This window comes from Burkholderia sp. 22313, assembly GCF_052045245.1.
In the GTDB taxonomy this organism is placed as follows: domain Bacteria; phylum Pseudomonadota; class Gammaproteobacteria; order Burkholderiales; family Burkholderiaceae; genus Burkholderia.
Window position 1 is genome coordinate 1 of record NZ_JBQEON010000016.1, and the last position, 17,893, is coordinate 17,893.

A 17,893-nucleotide genomic window follows, 5' to 3' on the forward strand; every position below is an offset into this window, starting at 1 on the left:
CCGTGATACATCATCTGATCGTCCAGCCGCCCGAGCCGGCGATTGAGGCCTTTGCACAGCCCGTCCTCCGCGGCGTCGAACCATTCGCCTTCGGAGTTCACGCCATGCACGAAGATCACGATGCCGGGCAACGGCAATTGCTTGATGCAGATCAGCGGCGTGTTCTTCGCGAACATCGTCATCCCTTCAACGCGGCCAACGATGATCGGCGGCGGTTCAGGACGCGGAGCGGCCGCATCAGGTGGTGTATCGGCTTTCGCACCGGGCGCGTCGATGAGCGCATCCACCACGGGTCGTGGATCGAGAAATGAATCGGTCATCCAAACTCCTGAACATCTCAAACTCGTTCCATCGTTGTCGGACGCTGACGAAAAGAATCGATAAGTATCCGAATCAATAGAGAATCGAAGCGAGGCGGCAAGCATATCGAACGGGCGCACGTGACAAGCGCTGACGTCAGGAAATATCCCGGCGAGCGCGATGGCGACGAACGCAAATTGTCAGAATGTGTTTCAAGGCGGAAATCCGTCGCGTTTCTTCATCACTAAAAACGCGCGGCGGAGGCGGGCTGTTTCCCCACCCATCGCACTGTCAGGCCCGTTATCCGGCGATGTAGCCGTCTGACGCAGTGCATACGACATTGCGTCTGTATTTGTCCACGATAAATTCGCTATCGTCCGTACATCCGTGGCGACGGCGACGCATTTGTATCGCACTGTATCTATCGCTGCTTGGGAAACATCGGATTGCACTGAGGCCATGATTCGGAAACATGCCGGATACGTGAGCGGGTTCTACTGTCGACATGCAGCAAACGTTCGGTGCCAGACGTGTGCATCGGATGCCTAGTGATCGATACCCGCCACTTCCTTCAAGGACAAATCTCATGAAAGCCGCTCGAATCCTCGCAGTTGCCGTCCTCGCCACCATCCCCGCGTTGTCGTTCGCCGATACCGGCCACGGCCTCACGCGTGCCGACGTGCGCGCCGATCTCATCCGGCTCGAGAAGGCCGGCTACAGTCCGGCCGGCAGCGAAGCGCATTACCCGGACGATATCGCCGCCGCGCAGAACGCCGTCGCCGCCGCGCAGCAGGTCGCGCGTTCCGACCAGAACAGCCCGTCGAAGTCGCAGGACGACAACGTGGCCGACGCGTCGGCGCCGGCCGGCCGCTACGCCGCCGCCAACGCGCTTGCCGCACAAAGCGCACAAAGCGCACGAAACGCGCACACGGGCGGCGACGATCTGTACGCACATTCGTGATGCGTCGCCGCGCCAGCGATACGCGGGCGCGGTCGCATCGACAACACTTCATTTGAACAACACGACGGAAAGGAGCATGACGATGATCGGTTTGACGAAGCGGGTTCTGATGTCCGCCGCGGTGCTGGGCGGGCTGTTCGGTGCGGTCGCGGCGCAGGCGGCGCCCAAGGACGACCTGAAGGGAACGAACGTCGTGCTCGTGCACGGCGCATTCGCCGACGGGTCGAGCTGGAACCGCGTGATTCCGCTGCTCGAGGCGCGCGGCCTGCATGTCGTCGCGGTGCAAAATCCGCTGAGCTCGCTCGCCGACGACGCCGCCGCGACGAAGCGTGCGATCGACGAGCAGAAGGGCCCCGTGGTGCTGGTCGGCCATTCGTGGGCCGGCGTCGTGATCAGCGAGGCGGGCAACGACGACAAGGTGAAGTCGCTCGTCTACGTCGCCGCGTTCGCGCCGGACAACGGCCAGTCGATCGCCGACGTCACGCAGGGGCAGCCGGCGCCGGCTTGGGCCGGCGAGCTGCGAAAGGACGCAGGCGGCTTCGCGCGGCTGTCGGACAAGGCGATCGCGCAGGATTTCGCGCCGGACCTGCCGCCCGCGCAGCAGCGCGTCGTCGCGGCGACGCAAGGGCCGTGGTACGGTGGCTGCATTTCGGAGAAGGTCACGCAGGCCGCGTGGCATGCGAAGCCGTCGTCGTTCGTCGTCGCGACGCAGGACCGGATGATCGATCCGATGCTGCAGGAAGCGATGGCGAAGCGGATCGGTGCGACGGTCACGCGCGTGAACGGTAGCCACGTCGCGATGCTGAGCCACCCGAAAGCCGTTGCCGACGCGATCATCGCGGCCGCGCAACGTGCGAAGCAGGATGCGCGGTGAGTGACGGCGGCGCCGCGATGAGAGGGATGCGCGGCGCGCCGACTGCGGTGGTCGATCCGATGTGCCGATGCGGCATCGGGCGTGCGGCTCGTCTGCACCGAGCGCGACAAGGCGAGCGTGCTGTCGTTCGTGCTGAAGGGCCATGAGACGGAGGAGGTCGGACGGGCGCTGAACGAGGAGGGCATCACTGCGCGCAACCGATCCTGCGGCGCTTCGGGATCGAGGCGACGCTCCGGCCGTCGCTGGCGTTCTACAACACGTGCGATGAAGTCGATGCGCTGGTGCGTGTGGTGAGGAGGCTGGCGACGCGGCGGTGATGCGTGCTGAGAGCGACAAGGCCGCTTGCGCGTCCTGGTAACGGGAGGTCGCAAGCGGCCATTTTTATCGATGCAGGCACGCGCATGATGCTCAACGCCCCGCCAGCATCCGCCCGCCGAGCCCCATCAGCAGCAGTCCGGCCGTCGTATCGAGCACCGACTTGCGGCGAATCAGCAACTGGCGCACGGACGGATGCGACGCGAGCAGCGCCATCGTGCAGTACCACGCGCCCGAAATGCCGATCGACAGCGCGACGACCGTGAAATCGAACCATGCCGGCGCATGGGCCGGCACCATCAACGCGAAGATACTGCCGTAGAACGCGACGGCCTTCGGGTTCGTCAGGCTCACGACATAGCCCTTCTTCGCGGCGTACCAGCCGGAGGACACCGCGGGCGCGGACACAGTCAACGGCTTGCGCGCGGTCAGCACCATCTTCAGGCCGAGCCAGATCAGATACGTGGCGCCGGCCAGCCGCAGCGCGGTATGGACCCATGCGACGTGGGTCACCAGCACGCTCAGGCCGGCAATCGCGATCGCGGCCCAGGTGCCCGATGCGGCTGCGAGACCGAGGCCGGTCATCACGCCGGCGCGGCGCTGCGTGACCGCCGTCGACGTGACGATCACGAAGTTCGGGCCGGGGCTGGCGACGCTCAGCAGGAGGACGCCGGCGAGCGGCAGCAGGGTGTCGACGGTGGTCGTCATGGCGTGGGGTTCGGCGACGCGGAAGGGGCCTTCATCTTACCCCGGACGCCGGGCCGGGCCTGCGCGCTGGCTCGACGGTTATCGCGTGGTGATCTCCCAGGTGCTGCGCGAGTATGGCGACGGGAAGCTCGCACAGCCGCATGTGGGGCAGGCAGCGTGAGCGGATTGCCGCATCGGCGTTTCAGACGTTCTGCGCTGCGCAAACCGCTGGGTATCCGAGCACCGCATCACAGCGCCTCGACCAGCAACCGGTTGCTCTTCCCGCAATACTCATGACACGCCGCCCGCGCCGCGATCGACGCGCCATGCACGAACTTCGGCGCATCGGCGCGGCGCGACATCGACACGACGATCGACGGCGGCGACGGCTGCAGCGGCAGCTCGACGACCTCGCCGCTTTCGATCAGCGCATCGACGAACAGCACCGGAATCGCGGCGACGCCGAAGCCGTCGCGCACCAGCTGCACGATCACCGAGATCGACGGTGAACCGGTAATCCGCGTTTCCGACAGCGGCACGCCATGCGCGTGCGCGAGCGTGCGCACGATGTCCTCGAGCGCACGGTGCGGCGCGGTGCCGCGTCCGTAGGTCAGGATCGGCTGGCGCAGCACCTGCCGCGCGAGGCCGGTGCGCGTGTTCGGCAGCAGCCCTGCACGCGCGACCCAACGCACCGGATAGTTAGCCAGCGCGTCGCAGACGACCGACGCCTCGTCGCTGCCTTCCACCCGAATGATCAGATCGAGCTCGCCGGCCATCAGCCGGCGCTGCAGCACGACGCTGACGTCGACGGTCAGGTCGATCTCCAGTTGCGGATAGTCGGCGGCGAGGCGGCGCAGGTAATGCGGCAGCCAGCTGTGCACGACCGTTTCGATCACGCCGAGCCGCAGTTTGCCGCGCAGCGCGCTTTCGCCGGCCGCGGCCGCGTGCAGCTCGTGCGCCGCCTCGACGACGGCCTTCGCATACCCCAGCAAATACTCGCCGTTCGGCGTGAGGCGGAACTCGCGGCTGTCGCGGTCGACGAGCATGGTCTGCAATTCGTCCTCGAGCGCTTTCAGGCGCTGCGAGATCGCGGCCGGCGTCGCGTGCAGCGCGGCGGCCGTCGTGCGGAAGTTGCGCAGCTTCGCGAGCGTGACGAAGGTTTCGAGGAATCGCGTGTTCATGGCGGTTGGGCGGACGGTGGACGCGCAGCTTGCCGGTGAAGAAAAGTGAACGGGACCGGGGAAAACCCGGAGATCCGTTAAGAAATTCTATACACGGGGCGCAAAAAAACTCGTTGGCGACAAAATTTTTTCTTTTCTATTCTTCGCCGTATCTGCTGATGCAACGACTTCGCCATCCCGACCACCCCCGATCCTCCATCCAACATCATGACGCCTTCCGAATTCCGCCAGTCCGTCCGCAACGGCGCGTTCCGCAGCCCGACCGCAGGCCAGTGCGGCCCGTTCGCGCAAGCGAATCTCGCGATCCTGCCGAACGCGTATGCGCACGATTTCCTGCGCTTCTGCCAGGCGAACCCGAAGGCGTGCCCGCTGCTGGGCGTCGGCGAGCCGGGCGCGTTCCGGGTCGACGTGCTTGGCGAGGATCTCGACATCCGCACCGACGTGCCGAGCTACAACGTCTACCGTGACGGCCGCCTGACCGAGCGGGTCGACTCGCTCGAAGCGCTGTGGCGCGACGATTTCGTCGTGTTCGCGATCGGCTGCTCGTTCTCGTTCGAGGACATGCTGGCGCGCGAGGGCATCGGGTTGCGCCATATCGAGGAGGGGCGCAACGTGCCGATGTACCGCACGTCGATTCCGAACCGCCGTGCCGGGATGTTCGGCGGCCAGCTGGTCGTGTCGATGCGGCCGCTGCGCGGCGCCGATGCGATCCGCGCGGTGCAGATCACGAGCCGGTTCCCGGGCGTGCACGGCGCGCCGGTCCATATCGGCCATCCGGAGGAACTCGGCATCGCCGATCTCGGCACGCCCGATTTCGGCGACGCGGTCACGGTGCGCGACGGCGAGCTGCCGGTGTTCTGGGCGTGCGGCGTGACGCCCCAAACCGCGCTGATGGACGCGAAGCTGCCGCTCGCGATCGCGCATACGCCCGGCTACATGCTGATGACCGACATCACGAACGCGTCGCTGGCCGTGTTCTGATCCGGCCGATGCCGGCGGCCCGCGCGGCCGCTGGTCCGGCCCTCGTCGCGGCGGCCTGCCGCGACCGCAGACGATCCGCCCGCGTGGCGGGCGGCGCGCACCCGCGGCCCGACGCCCGCGAGCGCGACGCAAGAAGCGACACGCACGACACGCACGATTTTGACCGCGCATTTCGACAGGAGCCTCACCATGGAAAGCAAGACCCTCGCGGCGCCCGCCGCCGACCCCGCGGGCCCCGCACGCAGCGGCCTGTTCGGGTGGTACGCGGACGCGCAGCCGCGCGAACGCCGCGCGTTCTGGAGCTGCAAGGTCGGCTACATGCTCGACGGGATGGACACGCAGATGCTGTCGTTCGTGATTCCGACGCTCGTCGCGACCTGGGGCATCTCGCTCGCGGACGCCGGCTTCATCGGCACGATGACGCTGCTCGCGTCGGCGCTCGGCGGCTGGCTCGCGGGCATCCTGTCCGACCGGATCGGCCGCGTGCGCACGCTGCAGCTGACCGTGCTGTGGTTCGCGGTGTTCACCGCGTTGTGCGGGCTCGCGCAGAACTACCACCAGCTGCTCGCGGCGCGCGCGCTGATGGGCTTCGGTTTCGGCGGCGAATGGACGGCCGGCGCGGTGCTGATCGGCGAAGTGATCCGCGCGCGCGATCGCGGCAAGGCGGTCGGCCTCGTGCAGTCGGGCTGGGCGATCGGCTGGGGGCTGTCGGCGCTGCTGTATGCGCTGCTGTTCTCGGTGCTGCCGGCCGAACAGGCGTGGCGTGCGCTGTTCCTCGTCGGTCTGGCCCCGGCGCTGCTGGTGGTGGTGATCCGCCGCTACGTGAAGGAGCCGGACGTCTACGAGAAGGAGAAGGCCACGCAGGCGAAGGGCGCCGACGCGCCGCGTCTCACTGAAATCTTCGCGCCGAAGCTGCTGTCGACGACGCTGCGCGCGGCGCTGCTGACCACCGGCGCGCAGGGCGGCTACTACGCGATCACGACCTGGCTGCCGACGTTCCTGAAGACCGAACGGCACCTGACCGTGATGGGCACGGGCGGCTATCTCGCGACGATCATCATCGGCTCGTGGGTCGGCTACCTGGCGAGCGCATACCTGACCGACCGCCTCGGCCGCAAGCCGAACTTCATCCTGTTCGCGCTCGGCTCGATGGTGATCGCGTTCGCCTATACGTCGCCGGTGCTGCACCTCACGGACGCGTCGATGCTGTGGCTCGGCTTCCCGCTCGGCTTCTTCGCATCGGGCATCTTCTCGGGGATGGGCGCGTTTCTCACCGAGCTGTTCCCGACGCGGGTGCGCGGCTCGGGGCAGGGCTTCTGCTACAACGTGGGCCGCGCGATCGGCGCGTTGTTCCCGTTCCTGATCGGCGCGCTGTCGAAGCACTACGGCCTTGGCGCAAGCATCGGCATCTTCGCGGTCGCCGCGTACGGCGTGATGATCGTCGCCGCGCTGACGCTGCCCGAAACGCGCGGCCGCGAACTCGACGCCGCATAAGCGGGCCTCGACCCGCCCGCCGCCTTACCGCTCCCTGTTCATCGAAGCCCTCACGCGGCGCGCGACGCGCGCCGTGCGGCGGCGCTCGTCCATCGATTCAACGACGCATCGAGTTCATCGCCATGACTGACCGACACACCTTCCCCGTTTCCTCCGACGCCGCCCGCTGGCAATTCTGGATCGACCGCGGCGGCACCTTCACCGACATCGTCGCGCGCCGGCCCGACGGTTCGCTCGTGACGCACAAGCTGCTGTCGGAGAATCCCGAGCAGTATCGCGATGCGGCCGTCGCCGGGATTCGCCATCTGCTCGGTCTTGCCGACGGCGAGCCGATCACGCCCGAGCGCGTCGACATGGTGAAGATGGGCACGACGGTCGCGACCAACGCGCTGCTGGAACGCAAGGGCGAACGCACCGCGCTCGCGACGACGCGCGGCTTTCGCGACGTGCTGCGCATCGCGTACCAGAACCGGCCGCGCCTGTTCGATCTCGACATCGTGCTGCCCGATGCGTTGTACGAGACCGTCGTCGAGATCGACGAGCGGCTCGGCGCGCATGGCGACGTCGTCGTGCCGCTCGACCTGCACGGCGCGGAAACGGCGCTGCGCCGCGTGTTCGACTCGGGCGTGCGGTCGCTGGCCATCGTGCTGATCCACGGCTATCGCCACACCGCGCACGAACGCGCGCTGGCCGAACTGGCACGCCGGATCGGCTTCACGCAGGTGTCCGTGTCGCACGAGGTGTCGCCGTTGATGAAGATGGTGTCGCGCGGCGATACGACCGTGGTCGACGCGTACCTGTCGCCGATCCTGCGCCGCTACGTCGAGCAGGTCGCGCACGAGATGCCCGGCGTGAACCTGCAGTTCATGCAGAGCAGCGGCGGCCTGACGCGTGCCGACGCGTTCCAGGGCAAGGACGCGATCCTGTCCGGTCCGGCCGGCGGCATCGTGGGCATGGTGCGCGCGGCGCGCGCGGCCGGCTTCGGCCAGGTGATCGGCTTCGACATGGGCGGCACGTCGACCGACGTGTCGCACTACAACGGCGAATTCGAGCGCGTGTTCGAGACGCAGGTGGCCGGCGTGCGGATGCGCGCGCCGATGATGAGCATCCACACGGTCGCGGCCGGCGGCGGCTCCGTGCTCGGCTTCGACGGCGCGCGGCTGCGCGTCGGGCCGGAATCGGCCGGCGCGAATCCGGGGCCGGCCGCGTACCGGCGCGGCGGCCCGCTGACGGTGACCGACTGCAACGTGATGCTCGGCAAGATCCAGCCCGATCATTTCCCGCGCGTGTTCGGCCCGCACGCGAACGAACCGCTCGACCGCGACGGCGTGGCGGCGAAATTCGCGGCGCTCGCCGACGCGATCCACGCGGCGACCGGGCGGCGCGACACGCCCGAGGCGCTGGCCGAAGGGTTCCTGGAGATCGCGATCGGCAGCATGGCAAACGCGATCAAGAAGATCTCGGTGCAGCGCGGCCACGACGTGTCGCGCTACGTGCTCACGACGTTCGGCGGCGCGGGCGGCCAGCACGCGTGCGGCGTGGCCGACGCGCTCGGGATGACGCAGGTGTTCGCGCATCCGCTCGCGGGCGTGCTGTCCGCTTACGGGATGGGTCTCGCCGACCAGACCGCGATGCGCGAGCGCGCGGTGGAAGCCGTGCTCTCCGATGCGTCGCTGCCGGCGCTGAACGCGGCGCTCGACCGGCTGGCCGACGACGCGGTCGGCGCGCTGCTCGAACAGGGCGTGCCGCCGGCACGCATCGCGACCGAGCGGCGCGTGCACCTGCGCTACCAGGGCACCGATTCCGCGCTCGACGTGCCGGCCGGCAGCGTCGCGGCGATGCAGCACGCGTTCGAAACCGCTTACCGGCAGCGCTACGCGTTCCTGATGCCCGGCACGCCGCTGGTCGCCGAACTGGCGTCGGTCGAGGCGATTGGCCGTTCCGATGCGCCCGTCGAGATCGCGCCGCTCGCGCCGCGCGAAGCGGGCGCGGCGCCGCATGCGCACGGCGCCGTGCGTTTTTATTCCGGCGGCCAATGGCACGATGCGGCGCTGTACGTGCGCGACACGCTGCTCGCCGGCGACGCGATCGACGGCCCGGCGATCGTCGCGGAGAAGAACGGCACGACCGTCGTCGAACCCGGCTGGCGCGCGGAGATGACCGCGCAGGGCAACCTCGTGCTGACCCGCACGACGCCGCTGCCGACGCGCCGCTCGCTCGGCACCGACGCCGATCCGGTGCGGCTCGAGATCTTCAACAACCTGTTCATGTCGATCGCCGAGCAGATGGGGCTGCGGCTGCAGAACACCGCGTACTCGGTGAACATCAAGGAGCGGCTCGACTTCTCGTGCGCGATCTTCGACGGCGCCGGCAACCTGATCGCGAACGCGCCGCACATGCCCGTGCATCTGGGCTCGATGGGCGAGAGCATCCGGACGGTGATCGAGCGCAACCGCGGCCGCATGCGCGACGGCGACGTGTTCATGCTGAACGACCCGTATCACGGCGGCACGCATTTGCCGGACGTCACCGTCATCACGCCGGTGTTCGCGGACGGCTCCGACACGCCGCTGTTCTACGTCGGCTCGCGCGGCCACCACGCGGATATCGGCGGCACGACGCCGGGCTCGATGCCGCCCGATTCGACGCACATCGACGAGGAGGGCGTGCTGATCGACAACTGGCAACTCGTGTCGGCGGGCGTGCTGCGCGATGCCGACACGCGCGCGCTGCTGGCATCCGGCCGCTATCCGGCGCGCAACGTCGACCAGAACATGGCCGACCTGCGCGCGCAGGTCGCCGCGAACCAGAAGGGCGTGGACGAACTGCGCCGGATGGTCGCGCAGTTCGGCCGCGATGTCGTGCTCGCGTTCATGGGGCACGTGCAGGACAACGCGGAGGAAGCGGTGCGGCGCGTGATCGGCGCGCTGCAGGACGGCGCGTACCGCTATCCGCTCGACAACGGCGCGGAGATTCGCGTGGCGATCCGCGTCGACCGTGCGGCGCGTCGTGCGGAGATCGATTTCACCGGCACGTCCGCGCAGCTCGACAACAACTTCAACGCGCCGAAGGCCGTCTGCATGGCCGCGGTGCTGTATGTGTTCCGCACGCTGGTCGGCGACGACATTCCGCTGAACGCCGGCTGCCTGAAGCCGCTGACCGTGATCGTGCCCGCCCGCTCGATGCTGAACCCCGAGTATCCGGCGGCGGTCGTGTCGGGCAACGTGGAGACGTCGTCGGCGATCACCAACGCGTTGTACGGCGCGCTCGGCTGCGTCGCGTCGAGCCAGGGAACGATGAATAACTTCACATTCGGCAACGATCAATACCAGTACTACGAGACCATCGCCGGCGGCAGCGGCGCGGGCGACGGCTTCGCCGGCGTCGGCGCGGTGCAGACGCACATGACGAACTCGCGGCTGACCGATCCGGAGGTGCTCGAATGGCGCTACCCGGTGCGGCTCGACTCGCACCGGCTGCGCGCGGGCTCCGGCGGCGGCGGGCGCTGGCGCGGCGGCGACGGGGCGGTCCGGCGAATCCGCTTCCTCGAGCCGATGACCGCGTCGATCCTGTCGAACAACCGGATCCACGCGCCGTTCGGCGCGGCGGGCGGCGAGGCCGGCGCGCTCGGCCGCAACACGATCGAGCGGGCAGACGGCACGGTCGAGGCGCTCGAACATATCGGCCGCGCCCAGATGGCGCCGGGCGACGTGTTCGTCGTCGAGACGCCGGGCGGCGGCGGCTACGGCACGGCAGGCTGAGCGACCTGATGTGACGTGACAGGCACGGAAGCGGGGGCGGCGTGGGGTGCGCCGCCCCGCTTTCGCGCGTTTCGGCCGGGCGATCGTACCGGTTCCATGCCCGCGGCCGCGCGAGATATCCGTTCGCACCGATCGCCGCAGTATTGCAACCGGAACAGGAATCAAGCCGCGCATTCTCGCGCCAATGGAAACGAAAATTCACCATGTTGCGGGCGCCGCAATGTGATGGTGCCCCGTAAAAATATGACCGATGCGGGTCGATGCCGAGCTTTCTCGATTCCGCCAAACCCCGCCCAGCATGGCATTCCTGCGGTTCTGCCGGCCCGCTCGGCAGACCGGCGAGCCCCCGCGCGCCGGCCGCCGATCACGAAAAATCCCGTCTGCCAATCGAGTTTGAATTCCTTGACACTTCATACCAAATGTGGATGCCAATCTTCTTCGTCATTTGATAAGATGGGACGCATCATTCGTTTGGAAACCTGCGCGCGTCATGCGCAAACGCCGGGTCGCATTGGTTGGAAACAAGTACGGAACGAGGACCGCTGTCACGGCCTTCATGGTCACCACGACTGCCCCGCAGGGTGCGCGCGTTGCGTGACCGGAGATCGGTGGCGGCCGCCTCGCGTCCGTCTACACTGTGCGTTTTTTCTGGATCGGGGCGTGTCCATGGATGACGAAAACGATAGCGCGGTGCTCGAGGCGCACGTCGGTACGCGCAGCCCCTGCTGGCGTCTCGGCAGCGACAGCAATGCACTCGAGCTGGCCGCCGTCCGCGGCCTGACCAACGTCGCGATCGCGTTGAGCGGCGAGCAGGCCGCGCGGATTCGCGCGCTCACCGGCGTCACGTCGCACCTCGTGCTCGACCTCGTGCTGTTCGGCAACGCGATCAGCCTGCATCTGGTCGGCAGGAAGGTCGACACCGGCAACTGGGCCGGCACGGCCTCCGCGTATTCCGATGCCGCATCCGTCGCCGGCGATCTCGCGCACGGGCTCGCGTTTGCCGAGCAGGTCGTGTCCGAAGTGAATTCGCTCGTCGTGATCCTCGACCGCAACGGCATGGTGCAGCGCTTCAACCGTCTGTGCGAGGAAGTCACCGGCAAGCGCGAAGTCGACGTGATCGGCCGCAGCGCGTTCGAGCTGTTCATGAGCCCCGAGCAGGGCGCGCAGTCGCGCAGCAACATTACCGGCTTTTTCGCGAGCAACAGCTCGTTCGCGGTCGAGCGCTACATCAACACGGTCAACGGGCCGCGCCTGTTCCAGTTCCGCAACAAGTTCGTGCAGAGCGGCAGCGGCGTCGACGAGCAGTTCCTGATCTGCTCGGGCATCGACATCACCGAGGAGCGCAACGCGCAGCATCGGCTCAGCGAACTCGCGAACACCGACGTGCTGACCGGCTTGCCGAACCGCCATGCGATCAGCGAGCGCATCCTTACGGCGCTGGCCGAGGATCGCACCGACATGCGCGGCCAGGTCGGCATCCTGTTCCTCGATCTCGACAACTTCAAGCGCGTCAACGATCACTACGGGCACATCACCGGCGACCGCCTGTTGCAGGACGTGTCCGCGATCATCAGCGGCTGCCTGCCGTCCGGCGCGACGCTCGCGCGGCTCGGCGGCGACGAATTCCTGGTGCTGTTCGAGCACGGCACGCGGCCGCTGCTCGAAGCGACCGCGCAGATCATCCTCGAACGGATGCGCACGCCGATTCATCTCGGGCTGATGGAGGTCTACACGAGCTGCTCGATCGGCATCGCGATGTATCCGCAGCACGGCGATTCGCTCGAGACGCTGATCCGCAGCGCCGACACCGCGATGTATGTCGCCAAGGAAGAAGGCAAGCATACGTACCGCGTGTTCTCGCTGGAGATGAACCAGAAGGTCGCGAAGTACATGTGGCTCGACACGAACCTGCGCAAGGCGCTCGAGGAAGAGCAGTTCGTGCTGCACTACCAGCCGGTCGTCGACATCGCGACGGGCGACGTGCACGGCGTCGAGGCGCTGATCCGCTGGCAGTCGCCCGATCGCGGGCTCGTCGCGCCAGTCGAGTTCATCCGTTTCGCGGAGGAGTCGGGGCTGATCGCGCCGCTCGGGCGCTGGGTGATGCGCACCGCGGCCGCGCAGGCCGCCGCGTGGAAGGCGAAGGGGCTCGGCGTGCGGATCGCGGTGAATGTGTCGGCGCGGCAGTTGCAGGACATGAACATCGTCCACCAGTTCGCGTCGATTCTCGACGGCGCGGGGCTGAAGCCGAGCCTCGTCGACATCGAGCTCACCGAAAGCAGCTTCATCGAGGACGAAGAGACGGCGCACGAGCTGATGAAGCAGTTCCGCCAGCTCGGCGCGGAGATTCATCTCGACGATTTCGGCACCGGCTATTCGTCGCTGTCGCAGCTGTCGCGCCTGCCGCTCGATTCGATCAAGCTCGATCGCAGCTTCATCACGGGCATCGACCGCAATCCGCGCTCGCAGGCGCTGGTGCGCTCGGTCGTGTCGCTCGCGAAGGCGCTGAGTTTCTCGGTGGTGGCCGAAGGCGTCGAGACGCGCGCGGAAGCCGAGTTCCTGAAGCAGATCGACGTCGATCACGCGCAGGGCTTCTATTTCGCGCGGCCGATGCCGGCGCAGGCCTTCGAGGCCTGGCTCGCGGAAACGAGAAAGCTCAGGCTGATCGCCTGAGCGTCCCCTCATGACGGCGCGCGCCNGGCGGCGCGCGCCGCTCGCATCACACCGTGCGCAGCTTCGACACGCGCCGGTTCTGCAGCATCACGAGGCGTTCCATGTACGCGAGATCCTTCGGCTCGATCGTGAACGCCGCGCGCACCCATTCCTCGGTGACGTCCATCAGCTCGGAGCGCGTGAGCTGGAACACGCGTTCGCGTGCGCGCAGCATCGCGCGGATGCCGTTCAGCTTCGGCTTCATCACGTCGATGAAGGTGCGCGTCGCGAGGTACGCGTCGCCCGCGTCGAACGTCTGGTCGATCAGCCCGCGATCCTCGTACCACTCGGCCGCGTGCGCCTCGCCGGACGAAATCAGCGATTCCGCGAGCCCGCGATCCGCCTTGCGCGCGACCAGCGAATAGCCGCCCATGCCCGGGAACAGGTTGAACGCGATTTCGGGAAAGCCGAGCTTCACGCCCTTCTGCGCGAGCATGTAGTGGTGCGCGAGGGCGGCCTCGAAGCCGCCGCCCAGCGCGCTGCCCTCGACCATCGCGATCGAGATCGCCCCGGTGCCGAAGCCCGTGTAGATCTCGTACACGCCGTCGATGCACGAGCGCGCATAGGCCATCAGCTGGTCGCGCCGGCCGCTGCGGATCGCGTCGACGAAGAAGCTCAGGTCGCCGCCGACGTTGAACAGCTCGGGGACGAGCGAGCCCGTCACCCAGAAGTCGAACCGCAGGCCGGAGTCGCGTGCGACGCGCGCGAGATGGATGATGTCGGTGACGAGTTGCTGGTTGAAGCACGGCCGCGGCTCCGATCGCAGCATCATCCACATGACGTTGCGCCCTTCCTCATAGAACGCGGTCAGTTGCGAGAGTTCTCCTGCTTCGTAAAACGGACGGCACGCCGGATGGGATTGGAGTTGCATGGTATGTCCTCGTGAGATGTGGTTTTTCAAACCGCCGCGGCCGACGCAATGGAAACCTGCCCCCGCAGGGCACCGGCCGCGAGGCACCGCCATTGTTGCGCGCGCACAAAAGTCGAACGGCGGGAAACAACGCACGACCGGGACATGGGCCGGCATCGCGACCGCGCGAACCGTGCGAACCATGCGAACCATGCGAGCGACGGGATCGATGTGAGCGCGTGACGGGAGGACGGCGAGGGAGGGGGCCGGGCCGGTGCGTTTCGCGGGGTGCGGAGGCGTGGAGGCGTGGAGGACGGCCGGCGGGACGGCGGGCTGCCGATCCGCGTGGCCGGCCGGCGGATGGCGCGCGCACGCCGCGCCGGGGAGGCGCCGGGCGTGCCGGTCGCTTACGTGTTGAAAGCGGCGTCGCGCCGTCGGCCGCGTCTCATGGATTGTGCGGACTGGTGCAGCGGCCGGCCGTCGGCTAGCTTTGGAGGATTACGCCCGCCGCGCCCCGCGTTCCGGGAGGGGACCATGACCGCACTCCAGAAGATGTGGCAGTTGCTCGTCGGAAAGCCGCTGGACCCGCTCGATCCGCGCACGCGCCATGCGATCGCGGTGACGCCGTTGCTGGCCTGGGTCGGGCTCGGCGCCGACGGGCTATCGTCGTCGTGCTACGGCCCGGAGGAGGCGTTCCTCGCGCTCGCGCACCACACGCCGCTCGCGCTGTTCCTCGCCTGCGCGACCGCGGCGACCGTGTTCATCATCGCGCTCGGCTACAACCAGGTGATCGAGCTGTTCCCGACCGGCGGCGGCGGCTATCGCGTCGCGACGTCGCTGCTCGGGTCGAAGCCGGGCCTCGTGTCGGGCGCGGCGCTGCTGGTCGACTACGTGCTGACCGTCGCGACGTCGCTCGCGAGCGGCGTCGACGCGTTCTTCAGCCTGCTGCCGGTCAGCGCGCAGGGGTTCAAGCTCACCACCGAGATCGTGCTGATTCTGATGATGACGGGGCTCAATTTCCGCGGGATGCGCGAGTCGATCATGGTGCTGTTGCCGATCTTCATCGGCTTCGTGATCCTGCATTTCGGGCTGATCGTGTATGGCGTCGCGGTACACGGCAGCAATCTCGCGATGATCGTCCCCGATGCCGTGCGCGAGGCGAGCGGGATGTCGCAGTCGGTCGGCAGTTTCGTGATGCTCGCGCTGCTGATGCGCGCGTTCTCGCTCGGCGGCGGGACTTATACCGGCCTCGAGGCCGTGTCGAACAACGTGAACATGCTTGCCGATCCGCGCGTGCCCAACGGCAAGGTGACGATGTGGTACATGTCGACCTCGCTCGCGTTCACCGCCGGCGGCATCATCCTGCTGTACATGCTGTGGCACGCGCGGCCCGTCGACGGCCAGACGCTCAACGCGGTCGTGTTCGGCAGCGTGATCGACCATCTCGGGCTCGGTTCGGCCTTCGCGCGCCACGCATTGCTCGCGGCGGTGCTCGCGTTCGAGGCCGGGCTGCTGCTGGTCGGCGCGCAGACGGGCTTCCTCGACGGGCCGGCCGTGCTGTCGAACATGGCGTCGGACTCGTGGGTGCCGCGTCATTTCCGCGACCTGTCGGGGCGCCTCGTGCGGCAGAACGGCATCATCGTCGTCGGCCTGTCGAGCCTCGTGATCCTGCTGTGGACGCACGGCAACGTCGACGTGCTCGTCGTGCTGTACAGCATCAACGTGTTCCTCACGTTCAGCATGTCGCTGCTCGGGCTGTGCACGTACTGGTGGCGCCATCGCAGCGAGCGCGGCTGGTTCAAGCACTTCTTCCTGTCGGCGCTCGGGCTGAGCGTGACGGCGACCGTGCTCGTCATCACGCTGATCGAGAAGTTCACGGCCGGCGGCTGGCTCACGGTGCTCGTGACGAGTGCGGTGATCGCGCTGTGCTTCATGATCAACCGTCACTACGCGTACACGCGCGTGCAGCTCGCGAAGGAGGATGCGCTGTTCTCCGGGGCGCCGCCGGCAGTCGACGAAGCCACCGCGCCGGGCCGGCCCGATCCGGCGCAGCCGACGGCCGTGCTGCTGGTCGGCAAGCATCGCGGTGCGAGCATGCACGCGCTGCTGTGGGTCAACCGGCTGTTTCCCGGACACTTCCGCAACGTGATCTTTCTCGCGGTGGGCGAGGTCGACGCGAAGGCGTACGACGGGCACGAGCATCTCGAGCGGCTGCGTCACACGATCACCGAATCGCTCGACTACTATGTCGCGCATTGCCGCCGCAACGGCATCGCGGCCGACTACCGGATCGCATTCGGCACGAACCCGGTCCTCGAGTTCATGAACCTCGCGTCGTCGACGCTCGATGCGTATCCGAACGCCGTGTGCTTCGCGAGCAAGCTGATCTTCCGGCGCGTGAATTTCCTGACCGCGTGGCTGCACAACCAGACGCCGGTCGAATTGCAGGCGCGGTTGCACGTCGAGGGCCGGCAGATGGTGTTGTTGCCGATGAACGTCGGGTAGCGGAGCGGTGAGGCGCGTCGGCATGTTCGCGACACAAGTCACCCCATTGCGGGGCCGTACGCTTGAATACATCACAACGTGATATAAAATGAAAACAGGCCTTCGTGTCATCCGGCCGCTACGCCGCAGACGAACCCGGCCGCGCGATGCGCACATCGTGCCGGGCGAACGTCCGGTTCAGAAGAACGGGGCGGCAACCGGGCGCAGCAGGATGGCCGCGGGCCTCGCCGCGACCGGCGGCCAGTGCCGCACGGTCTCGCGGCGACCAGGCGACGAAGCGACAACAAGAGGACATTGACGATGATGGTTACGTTTCGGTCATCCGCCGCGCCGGACATCGTGATGTTGCGCGATCTGGCGCAGTATCTGCTGGGGCTCGTCGGCAAGGGGCTCGACGTACGCGGTGTGATTTCGACTGACGAATTGCCGGGCGCGATCGCGCGGCTCGAGCAGGCAATCAGGGATGACGCGGCGCAGGAAAGCGCGCACGAGCGTTCGACGCAGGCGCTGCGCACTGAACTGGCACCGCATGCGGGCGGGCTCGCGCAACGCGCGTGGCCGTTGCTGGACATGATGCGTGCAGCCCATGCACAGGGCCGGCACGTGATGTGGGGCGTATAGGGACGTATAGGGATATAGGGACGTATAGGCACTGTAGGCGCGCAACGCGCGCCCACTGCCTGGGACTGGACCTCCGCTGCAAGGCCGACCGCTGGCGTCGCATGACGTCATGCCGTCGGCCGATTTTTTTGCGCGGCGCGCTGGGCCGGTTACGAATGGTGGTGCGTATGCGAGCGCGCCGAGCGCCGCGAGCCGCGGTGCAGCAGCCGGTCGCGCGTGCGGTCGCGGCTGCGCGGTTCCGCGAAGAACAGCACCGCGAACACGAGGACCACGAGCAGCACGATGGTCGGAACGATCCCGTTTTCCATGTCGCCTCCGGCAGGTTGGGGAACGAGGGGCGCCGTGAGCCGGCGTCAGCGGGCCGGCACGGGCGTAACGCGCCCGGCGAGTGTCGTATCGATGAAGCGCTTGGCCAGCGCGATCGAGACCCTGACCGCATCCGCGTCGCTGCGGAACACGTGATGCTTCGGATCGAGCAGGTGCGCCTCGTGGCGGCCGCCGGCATCGCGCCAGCACACGACGGCGAGCGGCTGGTACAGCGCACCGAGCGCGAGGCCTTCGCCGGCCGCCGCGTCGACCATCGCGCCCGCGCGGATCTCGCAGCGGTGATAGATCATGCAGAGCTGTGATTCCATGGTGATCCCCTTCACGGGC

At 67.6% G+C, this 17,893-nt stretch carries 14 protein-coding genes and 2 pseudogenes; 10 read left to right on the plus strand and 6 right to left on the minus strand.

All coding sequences use genetic code 11. From position 1 onward, the window contains the following. A partial coding sequence (locus ACTJKF_RS15075) for a T6SS effector phospholipase Tle3 domain-containing protein (RefSeq protein WP_440624439.1) occupies positions 1–320 on the minus strand: 320 nt, incomplete at its 3' end. 566 nt (positions 321–886) lie between these two features. Here ACTJKF_RS15075 and ACTJKF_RS15080 point away from each other — a divergent pair. The 3 genes and pseudogenes from ACTJKF_RS15080 to ACTJKF_RS15090 form a co-directional block, all read left to right on the plus strand. Then, a complete protein-coding gene (locus ACTJKF_RS15080) occupies positions 887–1,261 on the plus strand; it encodes a DUF4148 domain-containing protein (RefSeq protein WP_440624310.1) in 375 nt (124 codons plus the stop codon). Between the two features lie 82 nt (positions 1,262–1,343). Further along, positions 1,344–2,135, plus strand: a complete 792-nt coding sequence (locus ACTJKF_RS15085) for an alpha/beta fold hydrolase (protein ID WP_440624440.1) — start codon at positions 1,344–1,346, stop codon at positions 2,133–2,135. Positions 2,136–2,213: 78 nt separating this feature from the next. Beyond that, positions 2,214–2,452 (plus strand): annotated as a pseudogene (locus ACTJKF_RS15090) (aminotransferase class V-fold PLP-dependent enzyme); the annotation flags it as partial. 91 nt (positions 2,453–2,543) lie between these two features. Here ACTJKF_RS15090 and ACTJKF_RS15095 read toward each other — a convergent pair. Continuing rightward, complete coding sequence (locus ACTJKF_RS15095; protein ID WP_440624311.1) at positions 2,544–3,158, minus strand: LysE family translocator; 615 nt, start codon at positions 3,156–3,158, stop codon at positions 2,544–2,546. A 49-nt stretch (positions 3,159–3,207) separates the two neighbouring features. Between ACTJKF_RS15095 and ACTJKF_RS15100 the strand changes: the two are divergent. Continuing rightward, positions 3,208–3,318: pseudogene (locus tag ACTJKF_RS15100) on the plus strand (antibiotic biosynthesis monooxygenase); the annotation flags it as partial. Between the two features lie 67 nt (positions 3,319–3,385). On the opposite strand, the gene ACTJKF_RS15105 reads toward ACTJKF_RS15100, so the two are convergent. After that, positions 3,386–4,318 (minus strand): LysR family transcriptional regulator, encoded by a 933-nt coding sequence (locus tag ACTJKF_RS15105; protein ID WP_440624312.1) that lies wholly within the window; start codon positions 4,316–4,318, stop codon positions 3,386–3,388. Positions 4,319–4,525: 207 nt separating this feature from the next. Between ACTJKF_RS15105 and ACTJKF_RS15110 the strand changes: the two genes are divergently transcribed. From ACTJKF_RS15110 to pdeR, 4 genes are all read left to right on the plus strand, one after another. Next, positions 4,526–5,299, plus strand: coding sequence for a putative hydro-lyase (locus ACTJKF_RS15110; protein ID WP_440624313.1), 774 nt, complete (start codon positions 4,526–4,528; stop codon positions 5,297–5,299). 189 nt (positions 5,300–5,488) lie between these two features. Further along, positions 5,489–6,793 (plus strand): MFS transporter, encoded by a 1,305-nt coding sequence (locus tag ACTJKF_RS15115; RefSeq protein ID WP_440624314.1) that lies wholly within the window; start codon positions 5,489–5,491, stop codon positions 6,791–6,793. A 122-nt stretch (positions 6,794–6,915) separates the two neighbouring features. Next, complete coding sequence (locus ACTJKF_RS15120) at positions 6,916–10,554, plus strand: hydantoinase B/oxoprolinase family protein (protein WP_440624315.1); 3,639 nt, start codon at positions 6,916–6,918, stop codon at positions 10,552–10,554. Positions 10,555–11,220: 666 nt separating this feature from the next. Continuing rightward, positions 11,221–13,224 (plus strand): cyclic di-GMP phosphodiesterase, encoded by a 2,004-nt coding sequence (pdeR, locus tag ACTJKF_RS15125; protein WP_440624316.1) that lies wholly within the window; start codon positions 11,221–11,223, stop codon positions 13,222–13,224. A 46-nt stretch (positions 13,225–13,270) separates the two neighbouring features. Here the strand turns inward: pdeR and ACTJKF_RS15130 are convergent, their stop codons facing one another. Continuing rightward, positions 13,271–14,134 (minus strand): crotonase/enoyl-CoA hydratase family protein, encoded by an 864-nt coding sequence (locus ACTJKF_RS15130; RefSeq protein WP_440624317.1) that lies wholly within the window; start codon positions 14,132–14,134, stop codon positions 13,271–13,273. A 513-nt stretch (positions 14,135–14,647) separates the two neighbouring features. On the opposite strand from ACTJKF_RS15130, the gene ACTJKF_RS15135 reads away from it, so the two are divergent. Further along, positions 14,648–16,618, plus strand: coding sequence for an APC family permease (locus tag ACTJKF_RS15135; protein ID WP_440624318.1), 1,971 nt, complete (start codon positions 14,648–14,650; stop codon positions 16,616–16,618). Between the two features lie 300 nt (positions 16,619–16,918). Next, positions 16,919–17,239 (plus strand): DUF1840 domain-containing protein, encoded by a 321-nt coding sequence (locus ACTJKF_RS15140; RefSeq protein WP_440624319.1) that lies wholly within the window; start codon positions 16,919–16,921, stop codon positions 17,237–17,239. Positions 17,240–17,388: 149 nt separating this feature from the next. Here ACTJKF_RS15140 and ACTJKF_RS15145 read toward each other — a convergent pair whose 3' ends face one another. After that, entirely contained in the window at positions 17,389–17,547 is a 159-nt protein-coding gene (locus tag ACTJKF_RS15145; RefSeq protein ID WP_440624320.1) for a hypothetical protein, read from the minus strand. Positions 17,548–17,592: 45 nt separating this feature from the next. After that, complete coding sequence (locus ACTJKF_RS15150) at positions 17,593–17,874, minus strand: hypothetical protein (RefSeq protein WP_440624321.1); 282 nt, start codon at positions 17,872–17,874, stop codon at positions 17,593–17,595. Positions 17,875–17,893 lie beyond the last annotated feature (19 nt).